Origin of the sequence: Pelagerythrobacter marensis (assembly GCF_001028625.1) — a bacterium.
Lineage (GTDB): Bacteria > Pseudomonadota > Alphaproteobacteria > Sphingomonadales > Sphingomonadaceae > Pelagerythrobacter > Pelagerythrobacter marensis.
In genome coordinates this window covers 730,089-747,121 of record NZ_CP011805.1, presented here as the reverse complement: position 1 = coordinate 747,121, position 17,033 = coordinate 730,089, and the positions used below count along the sequence as shown (strand labels likewise).

The 17,033-nt window shown below is 64.8% G+C and carries 14 protein-coding genes, 1 tRNA gene and 1 other RNA gene; 3 read left to right on the top strand and 13 right to left on the bottom strand.

From position 1 onward, the window contains the following. Positions 1-2 precede the first annotated feature (2 nt). The gene (locus AM2010_RS13945; RefSeq protein WP_082132784.1) at positions 3-1,271 is read right to left on the bottom strand and encodes a Yip1 family protein; all 1,269 of its coding nucleotides are present in this window, start codon (positions 1,269-1,271) and stop codon (positions 3-5) included. Positions 1,272-1,454: 183 nt separating this feature from the next. Next, positions 1,455-2,444, bottom strand: coding sequence for a helix-turn-helix transcriptional regulator (locus AM2010_RS03620; protein WP_201784029.1), 990 nt, complete (start codon positions 2,442-2,444; stop codon positions 1,455-1,457). 149 nt (positions 2,445-2,593) lie between these two features. On the opposite strand from AM2010_RS03620, the gene AM2010_RS03615 reads away from it, so the two are divergent. After that, positions 2,594-2,812: a hypothetical protein gene (locus AM2010_RS03615; protein WP_047805914.1), complete on the top strand. Its 219-nt coding sequence runs from the start codon at positions 2,594-2,596 to the stop codon at positions 2,810-2,812. Positions 2,813-3,067: 255 nt separating this feature from the next. On the opposite strand, the gene AM2010_RS03610 is transcribed toward AM2010_RS03615, so the two are convergent. Both AM2010_RS03610 and AM2010_RS03600 read right to left on the bottom strand, forming a co-directional pair. After that, positions 3,068-3,328 (bottom strand): hypothetical protein, encoded by a 261-nt coding sequence (locus AM2010_RS03610; protein ID WP_150115227.1) that lies wholly within the window; start codon positions 3,326-3,328, stop codon positions 3,068-3,070. Between the two features lie 1,171 nt (positions 3,329-4,499). After that, a tRNA-Tyr gene (locus tag AM2010_RS03600) sits at positions 4,500-4,585 on the bottom strand. Positions 4,586-4,773: 188 nt separating this feature from the next. Between AM2010_RS03600 and rlmB the strand changes: the two genes are divergently transcribed. Both rlmB and AM2010_RS03590 read left to right on the top strand, forming a co-directional pair. Next, on the top strand, positions 4,774-5,514 hold the full coding sequence (gene rlmB, locus AM2010_RS03595) for a 23S rRNA (guanosine(2251)-2'-O)-methyltransferase RlmB (protein ID WP_150115261.1): 741 nt from the start codon (positions 4,774-4,776) through the stop codon (positions 5,512-5,514). A gap of 30 nt (positions 5,515-5,544) precedes the next feature. After that, on the top strand, positions 5,545-6,426 hold the full coding sequence (locus AM2010_RS03590; protein WP_236699396.1) for a hypothetical protein: 882 nt from the start codon (positions 5,545-5,547) through the stop codon (positions 6,424-6,426). Between the two features lie 125 nt (positions 6,427-6,551). Here the strand turns inward: AM2010_RS03590 and AM2010_RS03585 are convergent, their stop codons facing one another. The 9 genes from AM2010_RS03585 to AM2010_RS03550 form a co-directional block, all read right to left on the bottom strand. Continuing rightward, entirely contained in the window at positions 6,552-6,824 is a 273-nt protein-coding gene (locus tag AM2010_RS03585) for an HU family DNA-binding protein (protein WP_047805910.1), read from the bottom strand. 222 nt (positions 6,825-7,046) lie between these two features. After that, positions 7,047-9,470 carry an endopeptidase La gene (gene lon / locus AM2010_RS03580; protein WP_047805909.1) on the bottom strand — a complete coding sequence of 808 codons (2,424 nt, stop codon included), beginning with the start codon at positions 9,468-9,470 and terminating at the stop codon, positions 7,047-7,049. A gap of 348 nt (positions 9,471-9,818) precedes the next feature. Beyond that, the gene (locus AM2010_RS03575) at positions 9,819-10,601 is read right to left on the bottom strand and encodes a class II aldolase/adducin family protein (RefSeq protein WP_150115226.1); all 783 of its coding nucleotides are present in this window, start codon (positions 10,599-10,601) and stop codon (positions 9,819-9,821) included. A 100-nt stretch (positions 10,602-10,701) separates the two neighbouring features. Then, complete coding sequence (locus AM2010_RS03570; RefSeq protein WP_047805907.1) at positions 10,702-11,043, bottom strand: YbaB/EbfC family nucleoid-associated protein; 342 nt, start codon at positions 11,041-11,043, stop codon at positions 10,702-10,704. 28 nt (positions 11,044-11,071) lie between these two features. Beyond that, positions 11,072-12,895 carry a DNA polymerase III subunit gamma/tau gene (locus AM2010_RS03565; RefSeq protein ID WP_047805906.1) on the bottom strand — a complete coding sequence of 608 codons (1,824 nt, stop codon included), beginning with the start codon at positions 12,893-12,895 and terminating at the stop codon, positions 11,072-11,074. Between the two features lie 46 nt (positions 12,896-12,941). Continuing rightward, an RNA gene (ffs, locus tag AM2010_RS13940) (signal recognition particle sRNA small type) lies at positions 12,942-13,036 on the bottom strand. A gap of 67 nt (positions 13,037-13,103) precedes the next feature. Beyond that, a complete protein-coding gene (locus AM2010_RS03560; RefSeq protein WP_047805905.1) occupies positions 13,104-13,382 on the bottom strand; it encodes an ETC complex I subunit in 279 nt (92 codons plus the stop codon). Between the two features lie 16 nt (positions 13,383-13,398). Next, positions 13,399-15,855, bottom strand: coding sequence for an ATP-dependent helicase HrpB (gene hrpB / locus AM2010_RS03555; protein ID WP_047805904.1), 2,457 nt, complete (start codon positions 15,853-15,855; stop codon positions 13,399-13,401). A 103-nt stretch (positions 15,856-15,958) separates the two neighbouring features. Continuing rightward, positions 15,959-16,981, bottom strand: a complete 1,023-nt coding sequence (locus AM2010_RS03550) for a polyprenyl synthetase family protein (RefSeq protein WP_047805903.1) — start codon at positions 16,979-16,981, stop codon at positions 15,959-15,961. Positions 16,982-17,033: the final 52 nt, after the last annotated feature.

Here is a 17,033-nt window from a genome sequence, read left to right as displayed (position 1 = left end):
GGCTATTGCCGTTCAATGGCGGCTTCGATCGCGTCCAGATCGAGATTTTCGACCGCGTTCTTGAGATCGTCGATGTGGACGCCGCGGCCTTCGGCGGACACCATGACCCGGTCGGCCACCAGCACGTTGTATTCGCTGCGCTGCGTCGCGCTGTCCCACTTCTCGCCGGTCATCCGGCCGTTGACTTTGCCCAGGCGTTCGTAGCCGGTGGCGGTCTGCCGATTTCGCTGGACATTGAGGCTGGCCGTTACTGCGGAGATCCCGCCCATCGGCGCCACATCCACCAGATCGAGCCGGGCAGTGACGTCGCCGCTGCCGTAACTGGCTTCGGCCGACGATCCGAGGCCTGCGCCCAGCGAGGCATGCTCGATTTCGGCCAGGGGCAGACCAGCGAGGGTTTTCGGCAGGAGCCCGGCCAGCCCTTCGGCGGACATCGCTCCGGAGGTCGAGGCTACCGGGTTCTGCAGGACGGCCTCGGCCTGATCCTCGTTAGCCGCGCCTTCGATTTGCGCGACGACGCCGGCACCCGCCGTACCTTCCTGGTCTTCCAGCATTTCGATGAGCCCGCCAAGACCGGCATCGGTGGGGATGGAAGTGTCATGTACGGGTCGCACGATGCTGCCGAGCGCGCCGAGCACCAGCCCGACCGCGACCATTGCCGCGACGAGCACTGCGGTGAATGCCAGCGCCTTTTCGCGCGGCACTTTCATGAGAACCGGCAGACCGCTGTACAGCAGGTAGAGGCTGTAAAGCCCCAGGATGGTCACGAACGCCAGCGCGGGGATCAGATTGAAGATCCCGACCACCCACGCCGCAGTCGCAGAATAGGCAACGGTCTTGAAGGCCTTGCCCCAATTGGCCGTGCCGCCAAACTTCGGCGCCAGAAAATTGACCACCCAGGCGAAGATAAACACGCCGGCCAGCGTCAGGCCATACTGCAGCACGGCCGAGCCGATGGCGGCGCCGAAACCGGGGCGATAGGTCATTCCAAGCACGGAAATGCCGAACAGGAGGGAGCCAATCATTGCCGCAACGGCCGGAATGGCCGCAAGCGGCATGACATACCGAACGAAGACCGCAGCGACGCCCTCCGGTTCGGCGTCGATCCGCGCCCACTCTGCGCCGGGTTTGGTGAGGATGTTCTTGACCCGCTCCGCCAAACGCGCGCCGCCTTCGGCGGTGGCCCAGGCCTCGGCTCCACTGGCCCCGCCATCCGCCACACCCGTTGCCGGTGGGATCACACCGTCGTCTCCGGCATTCGTTTTCGTCATCGCGTTCCCCCGTTCACATCGTAAAAAATTGTCGGCCTGGGTGCACGCCAACGCACACGCTGCGACTCCGACAAAAGACAAAGGCCTCGCGGCCGGTGGTGACCGCAAGGTATCGGCAGTCGGAATAGGTCGCGGCAGGCCGCTGCGGAAATAGTGCAGATGCCCTATATTGGTCAGCGTCGATCAGAGATTTCCGCCACCGACCAGCGATGCGAGCTCCGCCTTGTTCGAAACGCCAAGCTTCTCGTACACGCTCGCAAGCTGGTTGCGCACGGTGGAGGGCGATGATCCCAGGCGGCGCGCGACGGCCTTGTGTGTCAGCCCCGCTCCGAACAGTTCGGCGACCTCCCGCTCTCGCGGGGAAAGACGCTCCAGCACGGACGTCGCGATCAGGTGAACGAAATAGTTTCGCCCGAAAGGCACCATCTTCGCCTGTGCTGTCACCCCGCTCCACTGCCCCGCCCGGTGCAGTGCATGGATGACGTCGGATGGCAGCCGGGCAATCCGTGCGCCCCATTCCTGCATCGCCAGTTCGAAGAAGGGGCCTTCGACAGAAAGGACCGCGCCGTCGGGGGTGACAAGGCCGACGGCCTCGCTCGGCATGTCGCCCCGCGCCTGCCCCAGATCGCGGCTGATGCGCAGGGCCTGGGAAAAGTGCGGCATCAACATCTGCTTGAGACTGCGCTCTGCATCCGAGAACACGCGCGGTCGATCGTCGGCGCAGAGCCCGACGAAACTGACATAGCCATCGGACCGCTCGGCCACGATGGTGGCCATCATGTGCGAAGCATCAAACCTGCGCCAATGCTCGTTGTAAGCCAGGCTGTCGCGATAATCGAGCACATCGTCGAAGCGCGCCGTCGTCCCCAGCTTGTCGAGCGTAAGGTCGCAGAAACCGTCCTGATGCGCGACCGCTTCCCATTCGCCCAGGATGGCATGGCTCTGATCCAGGACGGAAAGGTCGTTGACCAGCCGCCCCTCGGCCTGCCCCCCTCCCCATACTGCAAAGTCGAACGGCACGACTTCCTGCAATCTCCTGAGAACGCGAATTCTCAGCTCGCTTGGCGTATATTCAGCGGCGTCATGATACAGTTCCAGCAGGAAGTCCGCCATGTTCCAGGCAGACCCTTGCCCCACACTTGCCCCCTTCATCGCACCCCCGACTGGCAGCATGTTACATCCTGTTACCTGTTTACACGACATCTCCGCAAATCAAAGAAAGGCCGGGCCACCCGAGCGCGCGGCGCGCGAAAGCACGGTCGGCCCGGACGATACTCAAAAGCGCATCGTTCTGGCTCTACACGGCCGCCTTCGGCACGGCGATGGGGACGTTCTTCGTCTTCTTCTCCACCGCACCGCGCATCCTGATCGGGGGAGCGGGCTACACGCCGCTCGAATTCAGCCTGGCTTTCGCAAGCGTGGCGCTTGTCATGGTCGCAACCGCGCGGTTTTCCGACAGGTTCTCGACCCGATGGGGCATCGACGGATTGATCACGCGCGGCATGATCCTGATCCTCCAGCGTGTGAAGAAAGCACTCTGAACCGATTTCCCAGCGGCGAGGCGGAACAGCCGGGCCTGTTCCGCCTTGTCCGCCAAAGGCCGCTGAGAGCGAGGCAGGTGGTGGCAGGGCTGGATTGCTTGAATCGCCACATAAAACATTGAACCGAAAAGACTTAAATTATCCTCTGCTGGCATTTGTGTGGCAGTTTTGCGGGTGGATGAAAGCCGACGGGGTTCGGTTCCGACTGTCGGATTTAGAACTTGAGCCCAACCCGCCGTGGGTCGCCCGCGCGACTTACGCCTCAAACGTCATCACGTAAACAAAGTCAGGGAAGCGGCTCACCTGCGCTTCTTTCCCGTCAATCATCGTCTCCCAACGTGTCGTGTTGCCTTGTTCAAAGGAGGGCTCTCCCAATTCCAGCCCATATACCCGCAAGTCGTCCACCCGCGGCAGAGTGAGGTTGGCAGCCTTGTCTTTCACAAAATAGACGCTGGTATATTCGTCATATTCGCATGAGAGTCCCGAGTTCTCTTCATTGCAGACCGGCTCTCCCATCACAGCGTCGACCTCAGCGCGGTCCTTCCCGACCAAGGCGGGGGCGTCTAAGGTTACAGCTACGGCTGGCGCCGCGGCATCTGGTTGGGGCGAGCAAGCCCCTAGAACTGGAAATAGTATAACCAATGGGTAGCAACGCATTACATTCTCCTCAGGCCATCAAGCCGACATTGCGGACATTCAGGTTCCTCACATGACTAACGAAGAGTTTGCCGACCTTGCGAACCCTCACTCTTGGCTCCTCACCGCCGATAGCCTGCACGAACAAGCCCTAGACCTTTGGCAGAGGCGGGGTAGCGGCCAATTAATCTTACAGGGGCCCTGCGGGACGAGGCGGGTTTGGAGCGCCACCGAGAGAGCGACCGTGCTTCTGGCGACCTTTGCCTTGGAAAACGCTATCAAGGCGTTTCTAGTCTACGAGCACCCGCATTGGGTCTCAAATGGGAAACTTTCAAGGCAGTTGACCTCCCACCGCCTCCTTGAACTACGGGCAAAGTCTACCATCATTCCTTACCGCAATCGCCTTACGCATGTGCTGGAGTTTTTCGACGGCGGAATAGATAGTTGGGCGCGCTACCCTTGCGCCCTCAGCGCAGCGGAAAGTATCGACCTGCCGTCTTTGTCGTTCTGGGTCTGGGAGGACTACCGGAGGACAATGCGAGCCTATGGACGGAGAATGGAAAAGCTCCTCACGACAGGTTGGAAGGGGCCTCACGGGCGCGGCGGGACGTGGGACTGTAAGACTTGGAAATTCTTGCAGCAGGAGGGATGAGAAATGAGACTTGGCTGGAAATCTACTCAAGGAACAAGGTCGCCGTCGCAGACTACGCGGAGACGGTGGAGTAGCTCCGATTGGACAGGAGACGTCAGTGAACTCGGAAACCCTCGGCGCATCGGGATGTAGATCCGGTACCAGCCGCTCATACTCCATCGCCAGATAGACATCCTGCGTTTGCGCTGCCTTCCGGTCCTCCTCACCCGTCGATCTTATGAACTCGCCTTTGAGGAGTGACGCAACGTCAGCAGGCCAACGCTTGCGGACTTGCCATTTGGCGGAGCCGCAGCCGGGTAATTTTGAACATGGGCTCCATACCTTCCGTGTAGCATTATGTGTAGCAGTCGGAAGGTCGAAACCCCTGTTTTCCAATCTTTTCCGGCCCTTAGAGGCAGGTGGTGGACAGGGCTGGATTCGAACCAGCGTACGCTTGCGCGGGCAGATTTACAGTCTGCTGCCTTTAACCACTCGGCCACCTGTCCACATGCCTTGGCCTGCGTGTAAATGGCGCCGCCGTGCGGGGGCGCCCTTGCCGAGAGGCGCCCCTTTGGCGAAGCCGCGCTTGCCTGTCAATGGGGCCGCTGGCATGGCGGGGGCTCAGGATTTCAAAGGGGTTTTCGGATTGGCCAAGGGTGATCGCAAGCGGGCTCTGCGCGGCCGCGCAGGGCGTATGCAGGGCGGACGTGGCAGCGGGCGGGCAAGCACCGGGCAAGTGCGGCTATGGGGCCGCCACGCGGTCGAAGCGGCGCTGAAGAATCCCGACCGCAGCCATCGCAAGCTCTGGGCCACGCGAGAAGGGATCGATTCGCTGGATGGCGAGCTGCCGCCTGGCTTCCCGGTCGAATATGCGGACGTGCAGGATCTGGCGCGTCTGGTCGCGCGCGATGCGCCGCACCAGGGCCTGGTTCTCGAATGCGCCCCGCTGGAGGATCTTCTGCTGGAAGATGTCTTCGCCCAGAACGGCACCGGCCCACTGGTCTTTCTCGATCAGGTCACCGATCCACACAACGTGGGTGCCATTCTGCGTTCAGCCGCTGCGTTCGATGCGCGGGCCATTGTCACGCAGGATCGCCATGCTCCGCCCGAATCGGGTGTTGTCGCCAAGTCGGCTTCTGGGGCACTGGAAACGATCCCCTGGGTCCGCGTGGTGAACCTCGCCCGCGCCCTCGAAAGCGCGGCCGAGGCCGGGTACTGGCGTATCGGGCTGGCCGGCGAGGCGGAAGCTACGCTGGCGGAGGCATTGCCCGCGGGGCCAGTCGCGATCGTCCTCGGGGCGGAGGGCGAAGGTATGCGGCAGAATATCGTTGCGCATTGCGACGCACTGGCCCGGCTGCCCATAAGCCGGAACATGGAAAGTCTGAACGTGTCGAACGCAGCCGCGATCGCGCTCTATGCGCTCGCATCGCGCTAGGTCTTGCCGGCGGAACACAGGGGGTATTCGATGACTGTTTTGAGCAAGCCGCGGCGCGTGGTGGCAATGGGCTTTGCTGCGGCGCTCGCATTCGTGCTGGGCGGATGCCTGCTGGCGCCGGGGGCGTTCACGTCACAGCTCGAACTGCGCAAGGGCGGTACGTTCAGCTACTCCTACGAAGGCGAGATCTACATCCTTGCGCTAAGCAAGCTGGCGGAAATGGGCGAAGCGGCGGAAAGCGCCGGCGAACCGTTCGAGCCTGCCTGCTACGACGAGGATACGTTCGAGGACCGCGAGTGCAGCGAGGATGAACGCGCCGCGCAGCTGGCTGAGTGGGAAGAGAGCCAGGAGGAAAGAAAGCGCAATCGCCAGAAGGGCGCGGAGATGACCCGCGCCATGATGGGCGGGATCGATCCGTCCGATCCGGAGGCTGCGCAGGAATTCGCCAAACGGCTCGAGCGTCAGACCGGGTGGGAGCGTGTGGAGTACAAGGGCGAAGGGCTGTTCGATGTCGTCTTCCGCATCTCTGGCCGGCTGGATCATGATTTCATGTTCCCGACGATGGAACGGATGCCGATGTCCAACTTCTTCGTGCTGGCTGCCAACCGCGACGATGGTACGGTCAGGGTCGACGCGCCCGGCTTCACGACGGCCGCCAGCGGCAATCCGTTTCAGGGAATGATGGCGGGAATGGCCGAAGGCTTCGCAGGGGGCGAAGATGGCAGGCAGGGACCGGGCGCCGATGTTCCCGAGCTTGACGGCACGTTCCGCATCGTCACCGATGGCGAGATCCTGGCCAACAACACCGATGAAGGGCCGGTCGAAACATCCGAGGGCAAGGTGCTGGAATGGCAGGTCAATGCCCGCACGCAAACGGCGCCGACTGCGCTGGTGCGGCTGACGACCGGCTAGATCGCGCCGCCCTGCAAAAGCGAAACGCCGCGTTGCCCCAGGGCAGACGCGGCGTTTTCACATGGGCCGCCTGCAATGCAGTACCGCAGGGCAATGCAGCAGGCGGCAGCGCGGACGAGCCAGGCTCAGTTCACGCTGTCTTTCAGGCCCTTGCCCGCCTTGAACTTCGGCTGGTTGGAAGCCTTGATCGTCATCGGTTCGCCGGTGCGGGGGTTGCGGCCGGTCGAGGCCTTGCGCCGCGCCACGGAAAACGTCCCGAACCCGACCAGTCGCACTTCGTCGCCCTTCGACAGGGACTTCGTGATGGCGTCGAAAACGCCTTCGACCGCGTTGGCACTATCGCTCTTCGAAAGACCGCTGGAATCCGCGACGGCGCTGATCAGATCGTTCTTGTTCATTCTGGGAACCCCCTAAAGTTCGCGTTTGAGACCGGTTTCGGTGAATCGCCTCTCCGAAAGGGCGAGATTTGAACGCTTTTTTGCCCGCACTGTCAAAGGCAAATCCTGTAACAAATCGTACTCCGGTAACCATGCGGCGAGAATCGCGCGCCCGGAAAGACCGCGCGATGCCGTAAGGTCGGCGCGTTGCGGAGAAGCAGACGCGCCGACCGTGTCGCCTTGTCAGTGCGCAGTAGGCGCCTGATCGCCAAGCGTCTGACCGGGATGGCCCGGCTGGCTGGCAAGATCGTCAGCTTCGGTCCATTCGATTGGAGTCGGCTCTGAAACCAGCGCCTTTTCAAGCACCTGATCGACATGACTGACAGGCACGATCTCCAGCCCATCCTTCACGTTCGCCGGAATTTCAGCGAGGTCCTTCACATTTTCTTCCGGGATCAGCACGGTCTTGATCCCGCCGCGCAGCGCCGCCAGCAGCTTCTCTTTCAACCCGCCGATCGGCAGCACACGGCCGCGCAGCGTGACTTCGCCGGTCATTGCCACATCGGGGCGCACGGTAATGCCCGTCAGCGTCGAAACGATGGACGTGACCATGCCGATGCCCGCGCTCGGCCCATCCTTGGGCACCGCGCCTTCGGGCAAGTGGATGTGGATGTTCTTGCGCTGGAAGATGCTCGGCTTGATCCCGTAGGCGGGTGCCCGGGCCTTCACGAAGCTGAACGCCGCGGCGACGGATTCGTTCATCACCTCGCCCAGCTTGCCGGTGGTCTTGATCTCCCCGCGGCCTCCGCCGACAGCCGGCGTGGTGACGCTTTCGATCGTCAGCAGCTCGCCGCCCACTTCCGTCCAGGCCAGGCCGGTTACGGCGCCGACCTGCGGTTCTTCTTCCGACATGCCGTGCTTGAACTTGCGCACCCCGGCGAAATCGCCGAGATTCTCGGGCGTAATCCGCACGCTTTCGGTCTTCTTCTCAAGGATCTGGCGCAGCGATTTGCGCGCCAGCCGTGCGATCTCGCGCTCCAGCGTGCGCACGCCCGCTTCGCGCGTATAGTGCCGGATCAGCGCGCGCAGGCCATCCTCGGTCAGCTCGAACTCGCCTTCCTTCAGCCCGTGCGCCTCGATCTGCTTGGCGATCAGGTGTCGCTGCGCGATTTCGACTTTCTCGTCTTCGGTATAGCCTTCCAGCCGGATGATCTCCATCCGGTCCAGCAGCGGCTGCGGCAGGTTGAGGCTGTTCGCGGTGGTCACGAACATGATGTCCGACAGGTCGATATCCAGTTCCAGATAGTGATCCTGGAACTTGCTGTTCTGTTCGGGGTCGAGCACTTCGAGCAGGGCCGAAGCGGGATCGCCGCGGAAATCCTGCCCCAGCTTGTCGATTTCGTCGAGCAGGAACAGCGGATTGCTGGCTCCCGCCTTCTTCAGGTTGGTGACGATCTTGCCCGGTAGCGAGCCGATATAGGTCCGCCGGTGGCCGCGGATTTCCGCCTCGTCGCGCACGCCGCCCAGGCTCTGCCGAATGAACTCGCGGCCGGTGGCGCGCGCGATCGACTTGCCGAGCGAGGTCTTGCCCACGCCGGGCGGGCCGACGAGGCACAGGATCGGCCCCTTCAGCTTGTCGGTGCGCGCCTGAACCGCGAGGTATTCGATGATGCGGTCCTTCACCTTTTCCAGCGCATAGTGATCCTCGTCCAGGATCGCCTGCGCCTCGCCGATATCCTTCTTCAATTCCGAAGGCTGGCCCCACGGCAGGCCCAGCAGGACATCGAGGTAATTGCGGATGACGGTCGCCTCGGCGCTCATCGGCTGCATGGTCTTGAGCTTCTTCAGCTCGCTCTCTGCCTTGGCCTTGGCTTCTTTCGACAGCTCCAGGCTTTCGATCTTGGCCTGCAGTTCCGCGATCTCGTCGCCATCCTCGCCCTCGCCGCCCAGCTCGCTCTGGATCGCCTTGAGCTGTTCGTTGAGGTAGTATTCGCGCTGGGTCTTCTCCATCTGCCGCTTCACGCGGCCGCGGATCTTGCGCTCCACCTGCAGAACCGACAGTTCGCCTTCCATGAACGACATGACCATTTCGAGCCGCTTGAGCGGATCGAGCTCGGTCAGCAGCGCCTGCTTGTCAGCCACCTTCGCGCCGATCGCGGCGGCGACGGTATCGGCAAGCTGGCCGGCATCGTCGATCTCGCCCAGTTCGTCGCCTGCGCCCTCGCCCAACTTCTTGTTCAGCTTGGCATATTCTTCGAACTGCTCGATCACCTGCCGCATCGTGGCGACGACTTCGCTGCCCGATGCCGTGCCGGGTTCGCGCGCCGAAACCTCGGCAACGATGAAATCGCCGTTGGGCTTCATATCTTCAAGCCGGGCACGCGACGTGCCTTCGACCAGCACGCGAACGGTGCCGTCGGGCAGCTTGAGCAGTTGCAGGACCTGCGCGACCGTGCCGATGTCGTAAAGATCGTCTTCGCCCGGATCGTCGCACCCCGGATCGAGCTGCGAGAGCAGGAAGATGTCCTTGCTGCCATCTTCGCCACTCGCTTCCATCGCCGCCTCCAGCGCGGCGACAGACTTGTCGCGCCCCACGAACAGGGGAACGACCATGCCGGGGAACACGACAATGTCGCGCAGGGGAAGAAGGGGGTATTGCTGGTTCATTGCGTCAATCCGTCGGTCGGGCGCTGCGACACGCGCGCCTCACTTGACCGGTGGATATGGGAACCCGCCCCGCCCGCCGCAACGCCTGCGCCCGGCGAACCTGTGGATGCCCGGCCCAAATGCGAGACATGGACCACATGTTACACTGTCCTGGGGAAGAAAAATCGCCCCTCCGCACCAGCCATCCTCGCCCCCGCCGATCATGAGCACGGAAGGACACACGAAACGGCCAGACCGGGGTTCGCGAACGCTGCATGAAGCGCACGATGGCAAATTCGCAGCGTGTAGGAAAATGGTTTGCGCAGCACCGCGGGCCAACCGCGCCCAAGCGGGGTGTCGAGCGGGTACCTACTCCCGAAAACCCGGGTCGATCCGGTCGAGCTTGCGCAGCAGGGCCGGCCAGGCGAGTGCGTTGGCGACCATGCCGATGCCGGCGGGCGGGGTCTGGTCGCGCACTTTTTCCGGCGTGCCCTGGGGCGGGTTGTGCAACCCGTCGCGCCCGGCGGAAAGCATCTTCACCTGGGCATCGCAGGCACGCTCCAGGAAATAGAGGCGCAGGAAGCATTCGCCCACCGTGCTGCCGATCGCCAGGGTGCCGTGGTTGCGCAGGATCATCGCATGCCTGTCACCCATGTCCTCGACCAGGCGTTCACGCTCTTCCAGATCGGTCGCGATTCCTTCGTACTCGTGATAGGCGATGTCGCTGCGCGCGATCATCCCGGTCTGGGTATGCTCCATCAGCCCATCGGCCATTGCGCTGACCGCCTGCCCGGCGGGCGTATGCAGGTGCATCACCGCATGGGCATCCTCGCAATTCATGTGCAGCGCCGAATGGATCGTGAAACCGGCGGGGTTGACCGGATGGCTGGTGGGGATGACCGGCTGCCCCTCGACATCGATCTTCACCAGGCTGGAGGCGGTGATCTCCTCGAACATCATGTCGTAGGGATTGATCAGGAAATGGTGTTCCGGCCCCGGCACGCGGGCGGAAAGGTGGGTGAAGATCAGGTCGTCCCAGCCATAAAGCGCGACGAGGCGATAGGCCGCGGCGAGATCGACCCGCACTGCCCATTCCTCGTCCGAAACCTGCGCACGAACGTCTGCGTCCGATCCGGCCGCGTTGTCGTTCATCACCGTTGCCATGCTGCCTCTCCGATTGGTTGTCTTTCGCCACCGGTAGCATGATCTGATGGGCTGGCGCTATGGCTATGGAGCCATAGCCGCGCTGGGTTCACCCCATGCCCGGCAGGTTGAAGCCGGGGGGCAGACCCATACCGCCCTGCATCTTCTTCATTTCCTCTTCGGAAATCCGGTCCGCCTTGTCGCGCGCGTCGTTGAAGGCGGCGGTGACAAGGTCTTCGACCATCTGCTTTTCTTCGGGCTTCATCAGGCTTTCGTCGATCTCGACGCGCAGGATGCGGCCCTTGGCGCTGGCGCGGACCTTTACCAGACCGCCGCCCGCCACGCCTTCGACCTCGATCGCGTCGAGCTTGGCCTGCATTTCGCCCATCTGGTTCTGAATCTGCTCGGCCGCCTTCTGCGCGGCCTGGATCATCTCTTCCATCGATTGCATCGCTTGCGTCCTCGTTGTTCTTCGTGCCTCAGCGGCCCCATGCCTGGCGGCCGGCGGGCTGGATTTCGGCATCCTCGACCAGTTCGGCCTCGGGAAAAGCTTCGAATGCGGCTTCCACCAGCGGGTGGGCGCGCATCTTCGCCTGCGCTTCCGCTTTCGCCGCTTCCTCGCGCTCGCGCAAGCTCGGATCGCCGCCGGATTCGCGCTGTTCAACGTCCCACCGCTCGCCAGTGAGCTTGTACAGCATGTCGCGAAATTCGGCTGCGGGATCGCCGACGAAGCCGGGCGCGAGGGCATAGACCAGCCGGCCCTGCACCAGTTCGATCGGACGGACCCAGTCGCGCATCGTCTGCGCCACACGCAGCGCGCCGGCGGCATCGACCCGCTCGACCAGCGCTGGCCACTCGATCGCCGCCGTCGCGGCGGGGGCGCTTCCTGCTGCCCCCTCCCCGCCCGTAGCGGCCGGCGCGGCGACGCCGTTCGCGACCATATCATCCAGTTTCTTCGCCAGCTTGCCCGGGTCGGGCAGATCGGCGGCGTGGAGCACGCGCAGGAGCGCCATCTGCGCCGAAACCAGCGGATCGGGCGCCTGGCGCACTTCGTCGTACCCTTTGAGCAGAAGCTGCCACAGCCGGTGAAGCTGGCCGGCGGAAAGCCGCGTTGCCCAATCGGCCAGCGCGGCCCGTTCTTCCGCGCTCGGCGCGTCGGGTTCGGCCTGGCCGATCTGGGCGACGGTGATCCGGTGGACAAGGTCCATCAGCCCGCGCATCAGCGCCAGCGGCTCGACACCCAGGGCATACTGGTCGGCGACCCCGGCCAGCAGGGCCTTCGCGTCGCCTTCCAGGATCGTGCCCAGCAGGCGGCGCTGCGCGCTCTTGTCGGCAAGGCCCAGCATGTCGCGCACCCGCTCCGCCGTGACGTGGCCGTCCTCGCCCAGGTCCGCGTGGGCGATCGCCTGATCGAGGATCGAGAGCCCGTCGCGCACCGAGCCTTCGGCCGCGGCGGCGATCATGTGCAGCGCTTCCGCATCGGCGGCGACGCCTTCCTGCTCGCAGACCCATGCGAAATGCGTCTGCAACAGTTCGGCGGGGATGCGGCGCAAGTCGAACCGCTGCGTGCGGCTGAGGACGGTGACCGGCAGCTTGTCCACCTCGGTCGTCGCGAAGAGGAACTTCACATGCGCGGGCGGTTCCTCAAGTGTCTTCAGCAAGGCATTGAAAGCATTGCGAGACAACATGTGAACTTCGTCGATGATATAGATCTTGTAACGCGCGCTGACCGCGGCATAGCGGACCGCCTCGATAATCTCGCGCACGTCGTCCACGCCGGTGTGGCTGGCGGCGTCCATCTCGATCACGTCGATATGGCGTCCCTCCGCAATCGCGCGGCACGGCTCGCACACGCCGCACGGGTCGATCGTCGGCCCGCCCTGCCCGTCGGGACCGATGCAGTTGAGCGCCTTGGCCACCAGCCGCGCAGTCGACGTCTTGCCGACCCCGCGCACCCCGGTCATCAGGAAGGCATGGGCCAGCCGGTCGCGCTCGATCGCGTTGGCGAGCGTGCGCACCATCGGCTCCTGGCCGATCAGTTGGGAAAAGGTCTGCGGACGATACTTGCGCGCCAGCACGCGATAGGGCTGATTCGCCGCGGGCGGCGTTTCTTTCGCGGCGGCAGGCTCCGGCGGCTGTGCAGGGGGAGAATCGGCGGGCGGATCGGCTGGCGCACCGCCGAACATCGCCGCCTGACCTTCGGCCTCAAGCTCTGCCGCACTCGGCGTCGCAGCCCCGTCTTCCCCCGTATCCCAGGGGAGGTCGTCCGCGCTTTTTCCCGCGTCTGTCGGTGAATCACCCATGCCCGCCTAGGTAGGCGGTTGCCGGGGCGTTGTCATGCTGGTGTGGAGAAAAGGAGCCGGGCGACCCGCCGCAATTCACCTGGGCTGCTTCCTTCCGGACCTGACCCGGTGAGCGAACGCAAACGTCCACCCGACTCCCGGGCGGGCATATGGCCGTGGTCGACGCGGATTTCAACCGTCGAGATTACGCCCGGCGGTAACGGCCGCGTCAGCGGAAATTGTCGGCGTAGGCCTGGAGCTTGAGATGGCGCGGCGGGGTGGCATGGACCCGCGCCGGAATGCCATGCTTCGCCGCATAGGCCTGCGCCGCCGCCTTGTCGGGGAACGTCAACTGGACCTGCGCCTGCGTATCGCCGCTGCCGGTCCACCCCATCAGGGGGTCCGCACGGCGCGCTTCGGTCTGCTCGAAATCGAGCACCCATTCATCGGTCCGTGCCTTGCCGGACTGCATCGCGTTCTTGGGTCGCTGATAGATACGGGCTGCCATGGGAAGGTCCTCTAATTCACGAATCGCCGCGTGAAAAGGCGTTCCTCGTCTTCAGGCTCGGCTTTTCGGCCCAGGGCTCCTCGGGCCAGCGATGCTTGGGGTAGCGGCCCTTCATGTCCTTCTTCACGTCGGCCCACGATCCGCGCCAGAAGCCGGGCAGGTCGCGGGTCGCTTGGATCGGCCGGCCTGCGGGGCTGGTCAGCTTGAGCAGCAGGGGCGTGTCGCCGATCATCGGATGCCGTTCCAGCCCGAACAGGGCCTGGACCCGCACTTCCACGCTGGGGGCATCGTCGCCGGTGTAATCGACCGCGTGGCGGGTGCCCGCAGGCGACACGAATTCTCGCGGTGCCGCGCGGTCCAGCGCCTGGCGGCTATCCCAGTCGAGCTGGCCCAGCAGCGCCTCCACCATCTGCCCGCGAGGAACCGCAAGATCGCGCCTCCCGGCCAGCAGCGGACGCAGCCAGAGATCGGCGTTTGCCGCCAGCGCTTCAGGCAGAAGCGCCGCCACCCCGGCAAAGCGCGCGCGGGCGAGCAGATCGGCGGGAAGCCATGTCCCCAGCCGTTCCACCGCCTTTTCCACAAGCATATCCACAGCCGCATCGCCATCGGGCGCAGGGTCCGGGCCGCTTGCGAGGACGATGGCGTCAAGCCGCCGCTCCTGCCGCGCCTCGACCCGCTGTTCCCCCTCGTTCCAGCGGAGCACCTGGCGGCGCGCAATCCGTTCGGGCAGCCAGCGCTCGATGTCGCTTTCCTCCAGCGGCAGGGCGGCAGTGATCCGCGCGCCTTTCGCCTGGCCCTGGGCATCGCCGATGGCGATCCATTCGCTGCGCGCCAGCGGACTGGCAGGATCGAGCACGAACCCGCGCCCGCCCGCCGAAAGCCAGTGCTCGCCCGAAGGATCGCGCTTTCGGGCAATATTGTCCGGCATTCCGGCTGCGAGGAGAATACCGGGTGGTACACGGTCGGCTGAGACCCGCGCCTTCACCAGCTTGCCAGCCTGCACGGCCCAGCGCGATGCCAGCTTGCGGCTCGCCTCCGCACGCGGCGCGCGGTCACCCGCCCAGCGATGAAGCCGTGACGCCAGATCTTCCCCCCGACCGCCCAGGCGGCGTTCCTGCAGCAGCATGGCGATCCGCGCGGCTTCGTCCGCCGCGCCATGCTCCGCACCGAAGAGGACCATCGCCGCATGGGCCGGGCCAAGCGAAAGCGCGGCGAGCGCCTGCCCCCGCCCGGTAATCCGCCCCTCGCCGTCCAGTGCATCGAGCCGAACGAGCCGCTCGCGCGCGGAGGCGATGGCGGCCGCCGGCGGTGGGTCGATCCACGCGAGCGAGGCCGGATCGGCAGTGCCCCACCGCGCCAGCGAGAGCACCAGCGGCGCAAGATCTGCGCTTGCGATCTCGGGCACGTCGAACTGCGGGCGGCCGGCATGGGCGGCCTCTTCCCACAAACGGTAAGCGACGCCCGGCCCCTGCCGCGCCGCGCGCCCGGCGCGCTGGCCGGCGGACGCCTGGCTGGCGCGGCGCGTGACAAGATGCGTCGTCCCGGCCGCCTTGTCGAATTCCGCATGGCGCGCGAGCCCACTGTCGACGACCACCGAAACGCCGTCGAGCGTCAGCGAGGTTTCCGCAATCGCTGTCGCCAGCACGATCCGGCGGCGCCCCTGCGGATCGCGGCGGATCGCAGTGCGCTGAGCGGCCGGATCGACCTGGCCATGCAGCGGAAGAATCGGGACATCGGGCAGGCGTGCCGCAAGCCGCTCCTGCACGCGCGCGATTTCCCCCACACCGGGGAGGAAGGCCAGCAGGTCGCCGCCTGCCTCGCCCTCGCCCGGCTTTGCGGTGTCGCGCCACGCCGTCATGACGGCGGCGGCCGTCGCATCTTCTATCCGCATGTCAGGAGACGACCCCAACCATCTGATTTCCAGAGGAAACGCGCGCCCCTCACTTTCCACTACGGGTATGTCTTTGCCCAGCAGCCCGGCAAAGCGCGCGCCGTCGATCGTGGCCGACATCACGCAGATCCGCAGGTCTTCGCGCAAGACGCCTCTGCTTTCGAGCGCCAGCGCAAGGCCGAGGTCACTGTCCAGATGCCGCTCGTGCGCTTCATCGAACAGGATCGCGGACACACCTGCGAGGTCCGGGTCATCGACGATCCGGTTCACGAAAATCGCCTCGGTCATCACCAGTACCCGCGTTTTCGCGGACGTGCGGCTGTCGAGACGAGTCAGGTAACCGACGGTTTCCCCTGCCCTTTCACCCAGAAGCGCAGCCATTCGCTCCGCCGCCGCCCGCGCGGCGACCCGGCGGGGGCTGAGCAGAATGACCTGCCCGGTGCACCATTCCTCGCCCAGCAGGGCCGGAGCGACTGCAGTCGTCTTGCCTGCGCCCGGCGGCGCAACCAGCACGGCCGCGCCGGGGCCGCGCAGCGCGGCCAGCAGGTCGGGCATGACGGCGTGGATGGGAAGGTCTTGCATGGTCCCCTTGAACCGGGTTTGCCAAAGGCCGTCGATGCGGCGTCAGGGCCTGCGATCCCTCATCCTTCGCCCGCTCGTGCAAGGGCGAGATCGAAAGAAGGGATCAATACCCGCGCGCGACCGCAAAATGCGCGGCTTCGGCCATGGCGGCGCGCGCCTTCCCATCGGGGAAGATCGAAATCGCATCGACCGCACGCGCGGCAAAGTGACGGGCCCGCTCGCGAGTCGCCTCGACCGCGTCGTACTTGTCGATCAGATCGACTGCCTGTTCCAGATCGGCATCCGAACTGCGATGGCCGGCAATCGCTGCCTGCCAGAACTTGCGTTCTTCCGCCGTGCCGCGGGCATAGGCGAAGATCACCGGCAGGGTCATTTTGCCTTCCCGGAAATCGTCGCCGCGGTCCTTGCCCATTTCAGCGGCATCGGAATCGTAATCGATCGCGTCGTCGACCAGCTGGAAGGCGACGCCCAGGTTGCGGCCGTAATCGTCCAGCGCCTGTTCCTCCCGCTCCCCGCATTCGGCCACGACCGCGCTGATGCGGCTGGCGGCGGCGAACAGCGCGGCGGTCTTCGCGCCGATGATCTGGAGATAGCGTTCCTCGCTCGTTTCGATCTGGCGCTGCGCCGTCAGCTGCGAGACTTCGCCTTCGGCAATCACGGCGCTGGCGCCCGAAAGGATCTTCAACACTTTCAGGCTGCCATCCTCGGTCATCAGTTCGAAGGCGCGGCTGAACAGGAAATCGCCGACCAGCACGGTGGCCGGGTTGCCGAAAATGATATTGGCCGCCGCCTTGCCACGCCGCAGCTCGCTGCCGTCGACCACGTCGTCGTGCAGCAGGGTCGCGGTGTGAATGAACTCCACCGCGGCGGCCAGGCGATAGTGGCGCGTTCCCTGATAACCGACCAGTTCCGCCCCGGCGAGCGTCAGCATCGGGCGCAGACGCTTGCCCCCGCCCGAAATCAGATGGCCCGCAAGGCGCGGAATCAGCGGAATTTCGCTCTGCATCCGTTCGAGAATCACGGCGTTGACCGAATTCATCCCGTTCGCGGTGAGCGCAAGCATCGGCTCCAGCGTGGGACGCGGGTCGGCGGGGGTGCGGCGAAGGGGAACGACGTCGGCTGTCATGTCGCGCCCGCATTGCTTCCCCGGGCCATGCTTGGCAAGCTTGGAATTGTTC